Annotated in this window: 16 protein-coding genes and 1 pseudogene; 6 read left to right on the top strand and 11 right to left on the bottom strand. The window is 53.4% G+C overall.

The features are described 5' to 3' along the window. Window positions 1-30 precede the first annotated feature (30 nt). Window positions 31-384 carry a helix-turn-helix domain-containing protein gene (locus AC2TDA_RS05715; RefSeq protein ID WP_480878007.1) on the bottom strand — a complete coding sequence of 118 codons (354 nt, stop codon included), beginning with the start codon at window positions 382-384 and terminating at the stop codon, window positions 31-33. A 57-nt stretch (window positions 385-441) separates the two neighbouring features. On the opposite strand from AC2TDA_RS05715, the gene AC2TDA_RS05710 reads away from it, so the two are divergent. The 3 genes from AC2TDA_RS05710 to AC2TDA_RS05700 all read left to right on the top strand — a co-directional run bounded on the left by AC2TDA_RS05710 (window position 442) and on the right by AC2TDA_RS05700 (window position 3,582). Beyond that, window positions 442-1,578 carry a helix-turn-helix domain-containing protein gene (locus AC2TDA_RS05710; protein ID WP_480878009.1) on the top strand — a complete coding sequence of 379 codons (1,137 nt, stop codon included), beginning with the start codon at window positions 442-444 and terminating at the stop codon, window positions 1,576-1,578. Window positions 1,579-1,780: 202 nt separating this feature from the next. After that, on the top strand, window positions 1,781-2,872 hold the full coding sequence (locus AC2TDA_RS05705; RefSeq protein ID WP_480878010.1) for an NAD(P)/FAD-dependent oxidoreductase: 1,092 nt from the start codon (window positions 1,781-1,783) through the stop codon (window positions 2,870-2,872). Between the two features lie 314 nt (window positions 2,873-3,186). Beyond that, a complete protein-coding gene (locus tag AC2TDA_RS05700) occupies window positions 3,187-3,582 on the top strand; it encodes a VOC family protein (RefSeq protein ID WP_480878012.1) in 396 nt (131 codons plus the stop codon). 371 nt (window positions 3,583-3,953) lie between these two features. Here the strand turns inward: AC2TDA_RS05700 and AC2TDA_RS05695 are convergent, their stop codons facing one another. After that, window positions 3,954-4,271: an SRPBCC family protein gene (locus tag AC2TDA_RS05695; RefSeq protein ID WP_480878013.1), complete on the bottom strand. Its 318-nt coding sequence runs from the start codon at window positions 4,269-4,271 to the stop codon at window positions 3,954-3,956. 112 nt (window positions 4,272-4,383) lie between these two features. Between AC2TDA_RS05695 and AC2TDA_RS05690 the strand changes: the two are divergent. The 3 genes and pseudogenes from AC2TDA_RS05690 to AC2TDA_RS05680 form a co-directional block, all read left to right on the top strand. Next, window positions 4,384-4,464: pseudogene (locus tag AC2TDA_RS05690) on the top strand (hypothetical protein); the annotation flags it as partial. Window positions 4,465-4,600: 136 nt separating this feature from the next. Continuing rightward, the gene (locus AC2TDA_RS05685) at window positions 4,601-4,900 is read left to right on the top strand and encodes a helix-turn-helix transcriptional regulator (protein ID WP_480878015.1); all 300 of its coding nucleotides are present in this window, start codon (window positions 4,601-4,603) and stop codon (window positions 4,898-4,900) included. 87 nt (window positions 4,901-4,987) lie between these two features. Then, a complete protein-coding gene (locus AC2TDA_RS05680) occupies window positions 4,988-5,203 on the top strand; it encodes a PepSY domain-containing protein (protein WP_480878119.1) in 216 nt (71 codons plus the stop codon). A 190-nt stretch (window positions 5,204-5,393) separates the two neighbouring features. On the opposite strand, the gene AC2TDA_RS05675 is transcribed toward AC2TDA_RS05680, so the two are convergent. From AC2TDA_RS05675 to AC2TDA_RS05635, 9 genes are all read right to left on the bottom strand, one after another. Next, a complete protein-coding gene (locus tag AC2TDA_RS05675) occupies window positions 5,394-7,004 on the bottom strand; it encodes an arylsulfatase (RefSeq protein ID WP_480878017.1) in 1,611 nt (536 codons plus the stop codon). Window positions 7,005-7,911: 907 nt separating this feature from the next. Then, the gene (locus tag AC2TDA_RS05670; RefSeq protein ID WP_480878019.1) at window positions 7,912-8,970 is read right to left on the bottom strand and encodes a 2Fe-2S iron-sulfur cluster-binding protein; all 1,059 of its coding nucleotides are present in this window, start codon (window positions 8,968-8,970) and stop codon (window positions 7,912-7,914) included. Between the two features lie 7 nt (window positions 8,971-8,977). Then, the gene (locus tag AC2TDA_RS05665) at window positions 8,978-9,463 is read right to left on the bottom strand and encodes a hypothetical protein (RefSeq protein ID WP_480878020.1); all 486 of its coding nucleotides are present in this window, start codon (window positions 9,461-9,463) and stop codon (window positions 8,978-8,980) included. 84 nt (window positions 9,464-9,547) lie between these two features. After that, window positions 9,548-10,711, bottom strand: a complete 1,164-nt coding sequence (locus AC2TDA_RS05660) for an aromatic ring-hydroxylating oxygenase subunit alpha (RefSeq protein WP_480878022.1) — start codon at window positions 10,709-10,711, stop codon at window positions 9,548-9,550. 9 nt (window positions 10,712-10,720) lie between these two features. Beyond that, window positions 10,721-10,984, bottom strand: a complete 264-nt coding sequence (locus tag AC2TDA_RS05655) for a hypothetical protein (RefSeq protein ID WP_480844710.1) — start codon at window positions 10,982-10,984, stop codon at window positions 10,721-10,723. Beyond that, window positions 10,981-11,571, bottom strand: a complete 591-nt coding sequence (locus tag AC2TDA_RS05650) for a TetR/AcrR family transcriptional regulator (protein WP_480878024.1) — start codon at window positions 11,569-11,571, stop codon at window positions 10,981-10,983. The genes AC2TDA_RS05655 and AC2TDA_RS05650 overlap by 4 nt, the downstream gene beginning before the upstream one ends. Window positions 11,572-11,895: 324 nt before the next feature. Then, window positions 11,896-12,930 carry a GlxA family transcriptional regulator gene (locus AC2TDA_RS05645; protein WP_480878025.1) on the bottom strand — a complete coding sequence of 345 codons (1,035 nt, stop codon included), beginning with the start codon at window positions 12,928-12,930 and terminating at the stop codon, window positions 11,896-11,898. Next, complete coding sequence (locus AC2TDA_RS05640; protein ID WP_480878027.1) at window positions 12,927-15,002, bottom strand: ABC transporter permease; 2,076 nt, start codon at window positions 15,000-15,002, stop codon at window positions 12,927-12,929. Before AC2TDA_RS05640 ends, AC2TDA_RS05645 begins: the two co-directional genes overlap by 4 nt. Then, window positions 15,002-16,066 (bottom strand): quaternary amine ABC transporter ATP-binding protein, encoded by a 1,065-nt coding sequence (locus tag AC2TDA_RS05635; RefSeq protein ID WP_480878029.1) that lies wholly within the window; start codon window positions 16,064-16,066, stop codon window positions 15,002-15,004. Before AC2TDA_RS05635 ends, AC2TDA_RS05640 begins: the two co-directional genes overlap by 1 nt.

The raw sequence follows: 16,066 nt of genomic DNA, 5'->3' as shown, positions 1-16,066 counted from the left end.
GTATTCTGACCATTTTGCGCCACACCGCATCTAAGATTTTCCCTTGTTAGCCCGGCACCGATAGGCAACCGGGGTTACCCCGTTCCAACGTACAAATGCCCGCGTGAAGCTGCCGGGGTTTTTGTAGCCCAATCGCTTGGAAATTGACGCGATAGAAAGCTTGGAATGGGCAAGCATGGTCAGAGCTGCATGGTTCACAGCCTGGTCACGGATGTCCGAAAATGTGAACCCGGATGCGTTAAGGTATCTTTGTAACGAGCGGCCACTTATTCCCATTTCATCAGCCACACGTTGGACCGTTGCTCCGCCGTCTCGTGACTGAGCATCCACCACATCCATAAGAGCGACGATGTCGATCCGCCTTCCTGGGTTTCGGTGCGGCATGCACACTTCCCTGATGGCTCCTATTTACGGCTTTGATTGTAGGTGGCGCAGCTGCCGGTGTCTGACCATTATGCGCCGCCGATTGCCGAGATTGCGGGCTGGCGTGTTTTGTGCATAGTCTTCAAGGGCGTAGAACAGCCAAATGCCGGAAACCTGCCGGGGAGGGGGAAGTTCTGGATGAGACCATTGCCTTTGGTTCGCGCCGCGCACCTTCTCACCTATACGTCTTCTTTGCGTGATATCGGCGCTCCGGTTGATCGAGAGCTGGAACGCGCAAAACTTCCTACACTGATCGAAGACAATCCGGATGCGTATCTCAGTCTGCCGCAGGTGTTCGAGTTTGTCGGTCAGTGCAGTCAGGATCTGGATATTGTTGAGTTTGGTCACCACGCGTCACTGTCGGCACGGATGTCTGGCCTTTCACAAAAAATGCAGGCGGCTTTGATAAACGCGCCCTCGGGTCTTGCGCTTGTTCAGGCGTTTGCCAGTGTAGCGCCTTTTGAAAATACAGCCATTTCGGTGGGTATTCAGCAAGAGAGGACTGCTTATCGAATTTCTTTTGATCTGGTCGATTTTCGAAACCACAACGCCCTAGCTGGGCCGGAGTGGGTCGCGGTGCATTCATTTATCGAAATTTTGCGCAGCGTTTGTGGTGCGGATTGGTGTCCCGGTGAAATTACAATCATGTCGCATTCCAAAGGCCATATCTCGACAGAAGCAGCGTATCCAAACACCAGAGTTAAGTGTGGTCAGCAGCACACTTCTGTCACTGTTCCGATTGCCAACCTGGCCGTACCTTGTGTTTCGCCTTTCGAGAATGGCTCTGCTGAGGTGACGATGTCACCAGAAAAGATTGATTTCGTCGGCAGCCTCCGGCGGGTTGTCGCCCCTTATCTTCAGGATGCCTATCCGTCCCTGAATCTCTTGGCCGAAATCACAGGTATGTCGAGCAGGACTCTTCAACGAACGCTGGCCCGACATGGCAAAACCTACTCCGCAGTTGTTCAGGAAGCACGGTTCCAGAACGCCTGTTTGCTGCTGGATGATCCCGACACAAAAATAATCGATGTCGCATTTGCTGCGGGTTATGAGCACCCACAACATTTTACGCGTGCATTCCGGAAATACACGGGTCTGACACCAAGCCAATATCGACAAAGACCATCGACCGAGGGTTCCGGCTGCGCGAACTGAAGGTTCGGTTTTGTGTGCTCTTTGATTGTGGTGGACAATACGACGTGCAGTTGGCTGCCATTGGAGCAGGTGCAGCGAAAGGTCACTTTGTTGCGCGCATCAAACCTTCAACTTGATGCCCTATCCTAAATGACCGTACTTGTTCGAAGGAAAGTACAAAACTAACTAGCGGTCAGAACATCGTGCCGCAATGGGGGACCCTATGCCGAAGAAGAAGATCGTGATCGTTGGTGGGGGCTATGTTGGGTTTGAAGTTGCCCAGGAATTGGACGCCCACGCGGATGTCACCCTGATCGAGCAACGCGAGGCCTTCGTACAGCCCCCCGCAGCGATCCGCGCGCTGGTTGAGCCCGCCTTACTGGACCAAATCATTCTGCCATACGACAACCTGCTGCAATCAGGGAACGTCGTGCGGGGTCGCGCCGTTTCCGTCTCTCAGTCAGAGGTCACATTGGACTCCGGCGCCGTGTTACCGGCGGACTTTATCGTTATCGCCACCGGATCGTCCTATGCTGCACCGTTCAAACCGTCAGGCGACAGCATTGCGGACTTTCGTCAAGCCAGCACAGATGTGAGTACGCAGCTGGCCAAGGCGAACTCAGTTGCAATTGTCGGTGCGGGCGCTGTCGGTACGGAACTTGCAGGCGAGATCGCCTCGGCACAGCCAGGCAAATCCATCACCTTGATTTCGTCGGACGATACGTTGTTCCCGATGTATCCGGCCAAGTTGGGCGCGCAGCTCAAGCGCAAATTGGAACGACTTGGCGTCACCGTCATTCTTGGCCAAAAAGCGCAGGACTTGCGCAATTTGGATCTCCCTTACGAGGGTTCTGTTACCTTGACCGACGGTAGAGTGATTGCAGCTGATCTTGTATTTCCGGTGATTGGATCGAAACCCGAAACGTCATTGGTGCAAAGCCTTCCGGGTGTGACTCCAGGTTCTGCGGGCCGGGTCAAGACTGATAAATGGCTGCGTCCGTCAGATTACAAAAACGTCTTCGTCGCCGGTGATATTGCTGACGTTGGCGACGGAATGACAATTGTCGCGACGACCCGGCAGAACCCATGGCTCATCAAGACGCTTAAGAATGTGTTGAATGGTGCATCCGTTGAAAGCCAGAAAGCCTACTCGCCATGGAAAAGAGCACCCATTCTGGTACCGCTGGGCCCGGTCATCGGAAATAGCTGGCTCTTCGCTACAGTAGGTGACTGGATCACTCGTAAGATGAAGGGAAAAGACCTTTTCATTCCCAAGTATCGCAAGGCATTTGGCTTTTCAGAAGCAGAAAGGTAGTTCGAATTCTCAGCCGCGAATTGTCAACGTTCTGGCATTCCGCTCGCGTTATGCAGACCTTCCGGCAACCGTCGTCAGTGTCCGTTTTGTCGCGTTACACGAACCAGACATTCACCTTTCCATGTTGAATATCTGGTCGCGAAATTCGTTGACTATGAAGTATAGTTTTACCCGTGTTGTGAGGTGTCCCACCAATGCGGTTGCATGAACGGTGTGATAGCCACTGTAATTCCGCTCAGTTTCTCGACCGATCCGGCTGTCAACTCAAGCTCCATCCACGCCTCCGGGGCAGTCAAGCAAAACGGAGAAAAATTATGAAAATCTACGTGACTAACATCTTTGTCGATGACCAAGATATTGCAGAAAAATTTTATACTAACGTTCTCGGCTTCACGGTGAAGAACAATATCCCCTTAGGTGAAAACCGCTGGTTGACGGTGGTGGCGAGCGAAGACCCCGAAGGAACAGAATTACTGCTTGAGCCAAGCGACCACCCAGCAGTGAAACCCTATAAAGAAGCACTGGTTTCTGATGGCATTCCAGCACATTCATTTCTGGTAAAAAACCTTGACGCGGAGCGGAAAAGGTTAGGCGATCTGGGTGTAGAATTTAGCGTTGAGCCAATGGAAGCAGGACCTGTCCGCATGGCGGTTTTCGACGACACGTGCGGGAACCTTATTCAACTCATTGAGATGAAAGATCCCGCTTAGGGGCAAGTACTCTATTGAACTTTTAGGACGCTAACCCGAACGGCACATAGCTGTTGTTTGGGGTAGTTGCAGCATGCCAAAAAATGGAAGCAGAATCCTCGCTTCTGCACCGCCTACGGTTAACGCGTCACAACCTGAACCGGACATTCACAACTAGCTCTGCAGTTTCCGAGATGCGCGGCAAAACGACCGTTCATGACAAAACCTATACTGGTTGCTTTCCAACGGAAGTCATTTCCAGATTATCCCGCGCGAACCTTTTCCGATAATCCCAGAGGGTTGGCGTCGATGGTCTTGCCCATCATCGTCTTCATCATAGTTTGTCCCAACAGCCATCCAAGTGGGCCGTATTTCGCGCGATAGTCGAATGTCTACGTGACCTTGGATTTGTCGCTAGCCGGGGTGATAAGGATTTCGGAACTGGCCTCGTGCAGTGGCATTGCCGCCATGTCAGATAGCTGCACTGTGTAGCCCGCACCTGGTTTCCATTCCGTCACTTCCTCGGCCAGTGATGTCCCATTGGCAAAGTGGTTCCGTCGCTTTGATCCCACCCCGACCTCTCCGTCCGTCAAGGCATCAATAGATGTGATTTGGGGCGCGAAATCGTCGATATGCATAAACTGGCTGAGAACCTCCCACACTGCGTCGGGGGACGCATCAATGGTGAGACTGCGTTCGTGATGGATCATATTTGTGGCTCCATTGGCTTGCGCGAGTGTCGCGCGTTTTTGATTTCTGATCCTGTCTTAGAACTACCCTGCTTACACCGTTATGACAGTAGCGTGAGAGGAGAGTGCAAAAATGCGTCGCACTGAACGCTTGCTCCAGATTATCCAGATATTGCGGTCTACCCGGTCGCCGATCACAGGGCGGGAGTTGGCGGATGAGTTGGAGGCCGCCGCCTTGGGAGCAGCCTGGGTGGCTTCTGAAGCTGACCCATCGCTGGCTCGGGCTGCCCGTGATTTGGTGTCAAAGCTTTCCTCGGCAATCCCGAAAGAGCTGCGCCCCGTGGTGCTTGATGGTAGCTCGAAGCCCATTCAAACCCGTGCGAGTATCCGAACGCTTCGACAGCGCCCTGCTGCGTCACGCCATACGAGAGCGCTACAGGCTGCAACTCATCTACACGGATCGCGATGGCAGTACGACAGACCGGATTGTCTGGCCGCTGCTGATCGCGTTTCTGGATCGCACGCGATACCTGATCGGCTGGTGTGAAACGAAAGAGGATTACCGGCGCTTCAAGACCGAGCGGGTCGAGGAGTTAAGAGTGCTTGGCCAGAAGTACCCCGGGCGTCGGGCCGCGCTGTTCAAAGGATGAGAAGAGGTTACCACGAACCGAATGCAAGGCTGAGTTTGATCTATCGCGAAACATCCAGAAAGTCGCCTCTAATGCGAAGCCACGAACATATCTGACTGGCTGACCGAGGAACAACTTACCAAGCGTCTGGAGACAAGCGGTTGGTCCGTCCGCTTCATGAAGGAGGATGGTGGTTGTTGGGAAGTCTATGGTACCAACCCAGATGGGCAACGTGTTGAAGGATATTTCCACCCTGTCACCGGAGAGCCGGAGTTAATCGCGCAACGCGGCCGTGTTTTGTTTCGCGCTGGAGACAGTGGCTAGATTGAAATTCAAGGCACTACTGAAAGGTGGAGCCCGGATGGATTATCAGGGCGTCCACGCATGCCTGTAAAAAGTCTGGTTGGGCTCAGCCTGTGATCATGGCTCATGGATAGTTCGAGTTCGGCCAGTCAGTATTGCATGATAACGCATCGCGGCTAACAGAGTACTCACCCATCAGAGTGTGGAATGCTTATCCTTCCGCAGTTTCGATCTTCCACGCTTCAAGTAACCTGGGAAGAGCTATGTCCCAATCCATGACGCCTGTTTTCGTTGCCCAATTGCCGTATTGGCCAATCAAGTCAGCCTCCAGTTCCGCGTTGCGTCCTCTTAGGTTTCTCAGTTCCGTGCGATCCGCTTCAATGTCATAGAGTTCCCAGTCCCGCCCATACTTCCTGACCAGCTTGAACTGACCGAGCCGGACAGCCGCGTTGCCCTCATGCTCGAAAAAGATAGGTTCTTCACGCGACCAGTCCTTGCCGCGAAACAAATCCATCAATGACTGCCCTTGCATAGGCTGAATTTCATGCCCGCCAACCTCTCCTTGGTACTGACTACCTGTTGCCTCCAGGATAGTCGGCAAAATATCGACAACGTGGCAAGCCGCATGCGCATTTTCGCCCGGCGCGAACCCTTTGGGCCAATGTGCAATGAGCGGTGTCGATATGCCGCCCTCATGTACATAATGTTTGAACAACCGAAACGGCGCATTTGAGACGTTTGCCCATGGTTTGTCATAGCTCTGGTAAGACTGCGCGTCGCCCGGCATCACGTCCGGGCGGTTTCCCATTTTGATGCGATGACCATCATTCGTGGTATCGGGAAAGAACTTTGCCCACCCGTCTTCGGCCATGAATTCTGCGCATCCACCGTTATCGGATAGAAACATGATCAGCGTATTTTCAAACTGTCCCATGCGCTTCAGCTCCGAGATGAGCCTGCCAATAGATTGATCCATCCGATCCACCATCGCAGCATAGGTGGCCATCTTGCGCGCCTCCCAATCCGTGTTCTTCTCTGAGTCCCAGGGATGAACATCGGCATCGCGTGGAGAAATATCCCAGTTTGTCTGGAATAGATTCATGTCATTCATGGTTTCATGCCGTGCCGTACGGGTGGCGTCCCAGCCCGTTGTGTATACCCCGTCATAACGTGCAATGTCCTCGGGATGGGCATGCAGGGGCCAATGAGGTGCCGTATGCGCGAGATAGAGGAAAAAGGGCTGATCGTCGGAGGTTTCCTCGATCATTCCGACAGCTTTGTCCGTGATTGCGTCTGTGAAATAGAAGTCATCCGGGAAAGTCATGATGCGGCTGTCGTCTTCGAGCATGTAATGAGGCGAGAAAAAGTGGGTGACGCCGTCGACAATTCCATAAAAGCGATCAAACCCGCGCTGTCGCGGCGTTGGATGGTCAACATCCCCAACGCGCCAACTGTCGACTTCGCGGGCCATGAAGTCCCCTGCGACGTGCCATTTGCCTGACATCAGAGTCCGATAGCCATTTGCCCTCAGGTGCTCTGCAATAGTGGCGCTATCGTTGCGCAAAAAACCCTGATAGGCGGGGGTTCCCAGATTCGCGCCCATGTGACCAACGCCCGCGTTTTGCGGGTACAATCCGGTCAGAAGCGACGCTCGCGTCGGGCAGCATCGGGCGCAGTTATACATAGTCGTAAGCAAAACGCCGTTGCGGGCAAGTGCATCGAGATTCGGGGTTCGGATTTCTGATCCGGTTGCGCCCAGATCAGCAAAGCCCAAGTCGTCAGCCAAGATTAAGATAACGTTCGGTCTCAAATCTGTCCGCATTTTGTGGCTCCATCGCTTTGCAAGTCAGCGTAACTCACAATCGACTGCTTTCTTGTCCCAAAACAACGCCCCCGTGCAGCAGTGTGTAGGAGATTCACTCACACTGCGTTTGCTTCATACTATTTTGATGGCGCTCACAGGCGCAAACGCAGCGAACTTACCCATTGTCTGCACGGCATTAGGTCGCCATACCTGCGACTTTGCAATCGCTGCGAACGGTAGGAATGGCGAGCGTGCCGCAGTATATTGTCAGTGATCTGCCACAAACTCGCAAATGGGCAGCGTTCTTCAAACAAGGTTGGATTTTCGCCAATCAGAACGCACTTTTGATTGAGAAACAGCGCCTATAAGTCGACGGAATCACACTGCAACCACCATCAATTGAACGCGGATATTGAGCCGCGCAAGATTATGCGGAAATCGTGCAATTTTTTGCGCAAATGTCGCCTAAGATTAAGGGCGAAGACAACCAGATTTCCCTAATAAACCAAGGATAGCGGTGTAACGTTATGAGCGTCCCTGCACAAAATTAGGTGCGCGCAAAGCAATTCGCGGGCCCCATAAGCTTGCGTAGTTTGCTCGTGATTTGCGTGAGCCGAAGGTGGTCGCGCATAAGCTGGTGAACTAATAGCACATAGCCTAGTTGATGCGCGCAGAACATTCTGTAACTAAATCCCTATGGCTGGCACCACTCCAATAGCCAATCCTTCCATTTCAAACGGTTCAATTTATTGGAAGCCTTGTTACCCTGGAGTCGCGGCTGCTTTGAGTCTGAAGCAGTCATTCACTGAAATTCGTTCAGGAGAGAAGCCGGCATTCTTTCACGTCAACGCGGGGTGATCTGACCACATTCAAGTCAGGTGTTCATCAATACTGGATAGCCCCCCATAACTCCAAAACCATGCCTCTATTTGTCGAAGTTAATGCTCAGGTCCTCTGTCACGGCGACACTCTGACAGGAAAGAATATCTCCTCGGGCGACGTCTCTGTCTTCAAGAGCCATTCTGGCATGCATATGAACCCGGCCATTTGTCAGACGCGCTTTGCAGGCACCGCACAGTCCGGACTGGCAACTGTAAGGTGGTGCCACACCCGCCGACAATATCGCATTTAGCAAGGTTTGATTGGCGGCAACCGGTATTTCGTAGGTCGACCCGCCCAGTACTACTCGTGCACTCGCGGCAATCCCCGTCACACTGGAAGCTGTGACTGTCGCGCCTCCAAAGCTCTCCATGTGAATTCGGTTCACAGGTACATCCAGTGCCATAAGCGCCTCGTTCACGTCCGTATTCATAGTACCGGGACCGCAAACCCAGTATTGGACGTCCTGTGCAACTGGCGGGGTTTCTGCGATGGCAGCTTTTATGGCTTCGGAACCCAAACGACCCTTTCGCCAGGGGCTGATCCAACTCCACATCGATGGTGCGGACAGGACATGGCGCAATGTGAACCGGCCGGCATGATCCATTGCCAGCTTTTCCAGTTCTTCGTGAAAGATGATGCTTTGGTCATCGGAGTTGCCATAAATCAAATTGGCCATCGAATGAGGTTCTTCTTCGAGGACAGCGCTGATCATCGCGAAAAGCGGCGTGATGCCACTGCCTGCGCCAAAAAAATAGTGGGTGCGACGGTACAGTGGGCTCGGCGTCAGAAAAAACTGGCCGAAGGGCGGCATGACGTCGACCATGTCACCGGGCTTTAGCCGGTCACCGATATGGGTTGAGACAAGCCCTTTGGTCACCCGTTTTACCGTAATGCGCAAAGGCGCGCCGGGTGGGTTGGAAATGGTGTAGCTGCGACGTTGCTCTTTATCGTTGAGGTGAAAGCGCAGAGTGACGTGCTGCCCTGCCTGCCAGCAAAAGGTCTCCGTCAGGTGAGTGGGTAGATCAAAGATTACGCTTGTGGCTTTGTCTTTGATTTCAGGCTGGACTTCAGCAACTTTCAGAGAAAAGAAGTTGGGGTTCATGGCATCCTCAACGATAGTCAAACGTGGTGTCCAGAGTGCGGATAACAAACCGACCTGCTTGCGAGACGATGAAGAACTTATCAGTCTGGGTCATAATTCCGGGTGCATCGTCCCAGATGTAACCAACGCGCGTGACAGCGGTGACATGTGTACCGTCGTTGGCGTTTTTTGAAGTTATTGTGGGCGTATCGCGCGTGGTTTCTGTGTATCCCCGCATCGCTTCGGTTAACGATGGATCTTGGCGCCAATCAGGCAGGGTTTCCCATCCTGCTACCGAATAAAAAAACTGTTCATCCCGCAATCCCAGCCCGTATTTGATCGTGACAGTATGCACCGCCTCCGGGTGCCAATCCTTCCACGTTGCGGCGATGGCGGACTCATCTGTTGCTTTGAGATAGCGAACAGCCAGATCCTTCGGCTCGTCTGATGGGTTGGCCAAGACTAGTCCGGCTGCCAGGGCTGTGCCGTTCAGAATTGCAAGAATGCGTATCATTGTGTCCTCAGATTCGGAGGAGGGAATGCAGACGTTTTTGCACTCGATTGATAGAATGATCCGGTGTCGATCCCAAGCAACAGGCTATGGCCCGGTCTCTTGTGTCTCAAGGAAGTTCAGGATCGCTTGTTGGTGTTTCACTACCGGGCCTTCCCCGGTGGCGGCTGGGCCGACCTCGAAAAACGGGCTGGTCAACGACTTTTGTTGCTGCTCACAGGCATAGATGTCCTCGGCAGTGAAATCACCTGATGCCATAGGATCATCTTCGCCGGTTGCATTGCTGTCTGAGTATTTTGGACCGCCGAATTCCTTCCAGAAACTCCAACTGCGCCATTGCTGCTTTTGAAACTCCCAACCTGAGGCATTGGCCAGTTTTGTTCGGTTTTCCACCCGCGTCAGGCCGGGTGCGAGGGGGGTGATAACGAAGAGGTTCCAACTATCCTCACCAGCACCGACACCGATACCCGGAAACAGCATCGGCACCCAGGCCCCAACATGCGGTTCGGGGATCGTCCGAGGTGAAGGCAGGTTCTTGTTCAGATCCTTCGCATAATCCGGCGCAGGGGGCTCCCAGAAATGATAATGCGGACCCTTCCACCCATATTCCGCCCGCGCATGATCATACATATGCAGCGTGTTCGAATGCAGATGGCTCAGGTGATAGACGTCGATGTAATTCTCGACCACGATCTTCCAGTTGGCCTTGATTTCATAGCTCTGCCGGGCATCGGGATACTCCACCAATTCTTCCGGTTTGTGTGGCCCCAACAGCGGATCAACCGCGCCAAACCACTCGGCAAGGCTTGGCGGGTCTGGATCAGGATGGACAAAAAGCATTCCACGCCAGATGTCGACACTGGCGGGTTTCAGCCCCAGGCAGGATTTGTCGATACCATTGGGGTATTCCTTCGCCTCATCCGGAACAGATATAAGGTTGCCTTCCAGATCGTATGTCCAGTCATGATAAGGACATGTCAGCGCCTTTTGTGTTTTCCCGACCGCCCGGATTAATTGCGTGCCGCGATGGCGACAAATGTTGTGAAACGCGCGCAATCGGTGATCGCGACCCATCACAACAAAAATATTGTTTAGCCCTGCCTGGACTGAGGTGAAATGACCGGGTTCCGGCACATCCTCGGCCAACCCCGCGTAGCGCCAGGTGCGAGAGAAGATCAGCCGTTGTTCGCGGTCGAACCAGTCCTGTGATGTATAAGCGTCAACAGGAAGGTGGTGGTACATGCGGGTCATGACTACCTCTTAAACAAGCCAGATGGCGTAGGGGGGAAACAAGCTGGCCGCGATCATCATCAGACCGAACGCGGCCCAGAGGATGGACACGGACCAGAAAAGAATCGGGTCTTGATCGCGCGTAATTTCAGAGACAAGCGCGGTCTGGCCAGTCAGGACTGATGGCACCAACCACCATAGAAACAGCATCCCCCAAACCCAGTAGAGCCCCAGAACTGCCGCAACCAAAAGAACTGGGAAGGCAACATAATTGATAAGGCGAGAAGTGCTCATGCCTTTGTGTCCAGGCTAGCGGCAAGTATCAGAGCCGCTTGCTTCAGCTCCTCACGCCAAGCGTCGGGCGGACTGAGTGGGGTCAGAGAGTCCAGGTTCACATATGTCGCGGCGATCCCCTGCGAGACCGCGCGTAATTGGGTGGCGGAGGCGTAAGGCCCCGCGCGTTTTAGTACTGCTTCAATCACGCCCAAAAACTGTTCCAGGCTTTCCACAAGGGGCTGACGCATCGATGGGTGTTCGGCAACGGATGTGACAAGGGATTGGTAGGCCAGCATCACGCGCGGATCATTGGGAGTAGATTTGTCAAACAGCAGGTCAATCAAATCTGCCGGAGTACCCGTCGGTTCCAATGCACCTTGCAGAGCGAAAGTCGCCTGAGCGAACCGATCCACGACGTAGCTGATAAGGGCTCCCGTCATCTGATCCTTGTTGCCCAAATAGTGACGCAGGATGGGTCGTTTGACCCCGGCTTTGGTTGCAATGCGTTCCTGGGTCGCCCCTTCCAATCCGAAATGGGCCACACAGGTGAGATATGCATCGAGGATCTGTTCTGATCTTTGGTCTTTTAAACTAGGGCGGGACATCGGGCTCACGTTTATTGTCACATCTGACAAATAACCGCTCAGAATAGATTGTCAACCATGACAATAAATAATCTCCAGCGAAACCGTGTGAAACCCTGGATGCGTAAGCGTGTTTCAGTGCTCGTTGTAGGTTCACCGCGGGGCTTGGGGAGATACAGTTGAAGAAGCGCATTTTGCGCTGCGTTCCGCCAGAAACAATCCCCTACGCTGTCCACCTTATTGGGCATTGAGGATCGTGCGGAGTGATGTTGGGGCAGGGCTACGGACCCTGACCCAAGGCGATCTGTTTGCAATATTCCGGCTTCTTCACGTGTTGGAGCGCAACTAGATCTTCGCGCTCTTACCGATAAAACCTGAGTACTTTTCCGTTTGGAGAAACCGATAAGGAGACTCGCCAAACAACTGCCTAAAACACTTGGAAAAATGACTGCTGGAATTGAACCCGCACGCGGCCGCGATCTCTGCTACCGGGAGGTTGGTTTCTGCCATAATTGCCCGACCCCGGTGCATTCGAAGCTGCATTAAGTACTTTTTGGGAGTAGTGGACAGATACTTGTTGAACAACCGCTCCATCTGACGTCTCGAGATGTCAAACTTGCGGGCCACGTGATCGAGGTTTGAATCGCTATCCAGATTCTCTTCCATGAATTCGATGATTTGCAACAGCGAAGAATTCCGCACGTTGAGAGCCGCAGCAGCGCCGTTTTTCTGGGGTTCGGCCTCAGCTCGTGGTGCTTGGTGCAAGCACATGCAGGTTACGACCCCAGACAGAGTCGTTCCATGGAGTTGGCGTATCCGACTTATCATCATGTCAGTTGCGGCGCTTCCCCCTGCACACGACCAAATCCTGTTGCCGAACTGGTATAATTGATCCGTGGCTTCCAGGTTGGGAAACAACTCGCGGAAAGCCAGCAAGTTCTCCCAATGCAGTGTCACCGAGGTTCCTCCAAGGATACCCGCGCGCGCCAGAGTGTAGGCCCCGGTACACAATCCACCAACTGTTTGTCCCCTCCGCCAGAATCTTCGGATTTCGTTCGCAACTTTTGGGGACGAATGAGTTTCGGGTAATACGCCTGAACAGACGATCACAATTTCATGCTTTGAAACTTCTGCAACGCTCCCGTCAACCGAGATTTCCAGACCGTTGGAGCAGCGAACCGGCTGTCCGTCCTCTGACACGCAACGCCAACGAAACAGTTCCTTGCGGGTTAATTGATTGGCAATTCTCAGCGGTTCAATTGCTGAACTGAGCGCATTCATTGAAAGGCACGGCAGTAGCACGAAAGCGTAATGCTCTGTTTCTACATCCTGATCCAAAGCACAATATGCGACCCCACGTGGAATGCTGTCGTTGTTCATAGCCCTAATGCTTTCCGCTGTTCCTCGGCAAACCCTTGTACAATTCGGTCTGCGACCAAAGCCAATATTGCCATCGCAATTCCAGCCGTCAGCCCCAGTCCGACATCTGCTTGCCCCAGTGCCAGGAAAATGGATTGACCCAGCCCCGTGGTCCCGATCAGTGCGGCAATCACCAGCATAGAGAACGCGTAAAGGATGGTCTGGTTAACTCCGAGCAAAATGGTTGGAACTGCGTAAGGAATACGTACCTCGCGCATGGTCTGAGCTCCGGTTGCTCCCGAAGACACGGCCGCTTCGATCAATTCTTCCGGTGTCTCGAGCAGGCCATGGTGCGTGTAACGGATCATCGGGACAATCGCGTAAGCACAGATGGCGAGGAACGCTGAAAATTCACCTATCTGGAAGAACATCAGCACCGGAATTAGGAACACGAACAGAGGGATTGTCTGCAACATATCACAAATGGGTCGCACAATGCGCCACGCAGTGGGGCTGATCGCGCAGATCAGGCCGATTAGACCGCCGAAAAACGTGCAGGCCAAAACAGATATCCCCGACAAGTAGAGAGACAGGAGCGCCCGTTCCCAGAGGCCAGAGATCAGGATGAGAGTCATGAGAACTGTAACAAGGACCGACAGGGCCCGTCCTCCAGAGACCCAGCCCAACAGAGCTGTTCCCGCGATAACAAAGACCCACGGCAACTCTGCAATGCCGGTTTCCAGCACAATGGCCAGCAGCACGATGACCCCCCCGGCAGTGGCATGTCCACGCATTGAAATGACCGCTCCCGCAATTACAGCGCCGGCTACCAGCACGAAGCTCATCAACGGAGTCCAGGAAAACCCCCAAGTGAATGGCAACACGGCATTATCGAAGCCAATTCGCAATGGCAGCATCAAATAGAACAGCACGAAGTTCTTGAAACCGTCCAGTGCAGCACCGTGTGTGGCGATAAACTGGCCCAAACTATCATCGACATAGGCAGAAACCGGATCGAAATATGTATAGCTGGACGGGTCGGGCAATTGGCCCCAGACCAAAACGGTAAAGGCCACTGAAATCGCCATAATTACCAAAATGACATTTTTTTCGTGCCGTTTGCGCTCTAGCGCCAGTGCCCCGCTCATGCGGTCGATAACCATTGCGAAGACCACGATAACCAGGCCTGCCAAAAAGGCTTGGCCAAACTGAGCTTTGCGCATGGTCAACAGCACTTCCCAGCCAATATCGTTGAACCCACCAATCACAGCGGCAATGATCACCATGCTGAGCGCTGCCATCAGGCATTGGTTCACGCCTACCATGATCTGTTTCGCGGCGGATGGCAGTTCGATCAAAAACAATTGGTGAAGCCGGTTCCCGCCTGACATCACAGCGGCGTCTTTGATGTCTTCTTCCACGCGATCAAGCCCGAGCAACACGTTGCGGGCCATTGGCGGTGCTGCATAGATTGCAGAAGCGATCAACCCCACGACAGGACCAAAACCGAACAACACAAGCAGTGGAGTCAGATAGGCAAAGGTTGGAACAGTCTGCATGAAATCCAATGCCGCCTGAACAATGTTCCGAAACCCAGGAAACTCATAAGCGAATATTCCGATTGCCAGCCCAGCAAGCAGCGCGAGTGGGACCGAAACGGCGACCAGCGCCAGAGTGTTCATGCTTTCCACCCAATAACCGGATGCCAGTACGAACCCCAATCCGAACAAACCCAGCGCAGCCATCCGCCAACCACCCAAATACCACCCAATGGCCGTGACCATTCCAATCAGGATTGGCCAGGGGGTTGCAACCAACAGTGTGTTTGTCCAACTCATTGGATAGTAAAGTAAATCCGAAAACAGCCGGGCGGTGGGTTTAAGCCAACTCAGAACAGTGTCCATTACGATTCCGACCCAGTCAGAAATGGGTAATGTGAGAAACTCGGGCCAGTCGCTGAGCATCGGGAGAATCGGAGACAGAACCAAGCAGATCAGCCCAACACACGCACTTATCCATGCCGCAAGAGCGCCAGGGCTAAGTCGAATAGGCTGAAGGCTTTTGGTCGCCGGAAAGGTGGTTGTGATGGTCATCAGTCAGCCTCTACCTGCAGCGCAGCGGCGAGCTCGCCGGGACGCACAAAGCCAGCTATGTTTCCGTTGTCATCCCAAACCGGCACCGGGTCGTAGAGCGACATGCATTTGGCCAATGCGGTATCAATGGTCATGCTGGTGCGCAGACCCGGATCATCATCCATTTTTTCGGGAACTGGGTTTTGATCATCCATGACCGAAGCAACCCTTGCATGCTGGCCCTTGGCGACATCTTTTGAAAACTCGGCTACATAGTCATTGACCGGATTCAGCACGATCTCGGTCGGTGTGCCGATCTGCACGATTTCGCCGTCTTTCATGATGGCAATTCTATCAGCCAGTTTAAGTGCCTCGGTTATGTCGTGGGTGATGAAGACAATCGACTTCTTGAGCGTCGCCTGAATGTTCAGAAACTCATCCTGCAATTGACGTCGAATAAGAGGGTCAAGCGCCGAAAATGGTTCGTCCAGGAACCAGATGTCAGGATTGACGGCAAGAGAACGTGCGATACCGACCCTTTGGCGTTGCCCTCCGGACAGTTCACGCGGGAAGGCATCTTCTCGCCCTTCCAAGCCAACCAGGTTAATCACCTCCAGCGCGCGGTTGCGTCGTTCCTTTCGGGTTTTTCCCTGCATTTTCAGGGGAAAGCCCACGTTTTCGGCTACCGTCATATGAGGAAACAACCCAAAGTGCTGAAAGACCATCCCCAGCTTGTGGCGCCGCAATTCGATCAGGCGTTTCTTACTGGCATGAAGAATGTTTTCGCCTTCAATCTGAATTTCGCCCGCCGTGCCCTGCACCAAATGCGAAATGCAACGGATCATGGTGGATTTGCCCGAGCCGGACAGGCCCATGATGACAAACAGTTCACCTTCCTTCACATCAAAACTTGCGTCCTGCACTGCTGGGATCAAGCCCTGGCTTCGCAGATCCTCAGCCGCACGTCTTGTGTTTCCGCCGGACCGTTCCAGCGCCGCCTCGAGGTTTTTCTCTGGGTTTACACCAAAGACCTGCCACAGGCCTCGGCAAGTGATGGCCGCTGGGGCGTTGGAACGTTCCGACAT

It is taken from the genome of Ruegeria sp. HKCCD6426, assembly GCF_057221115.1.
The sequence above is the reverse complement of the archived record's forward strand: the minus strand, read 5'-3'. Positions and strand labels throughout refer to the sequence as shown.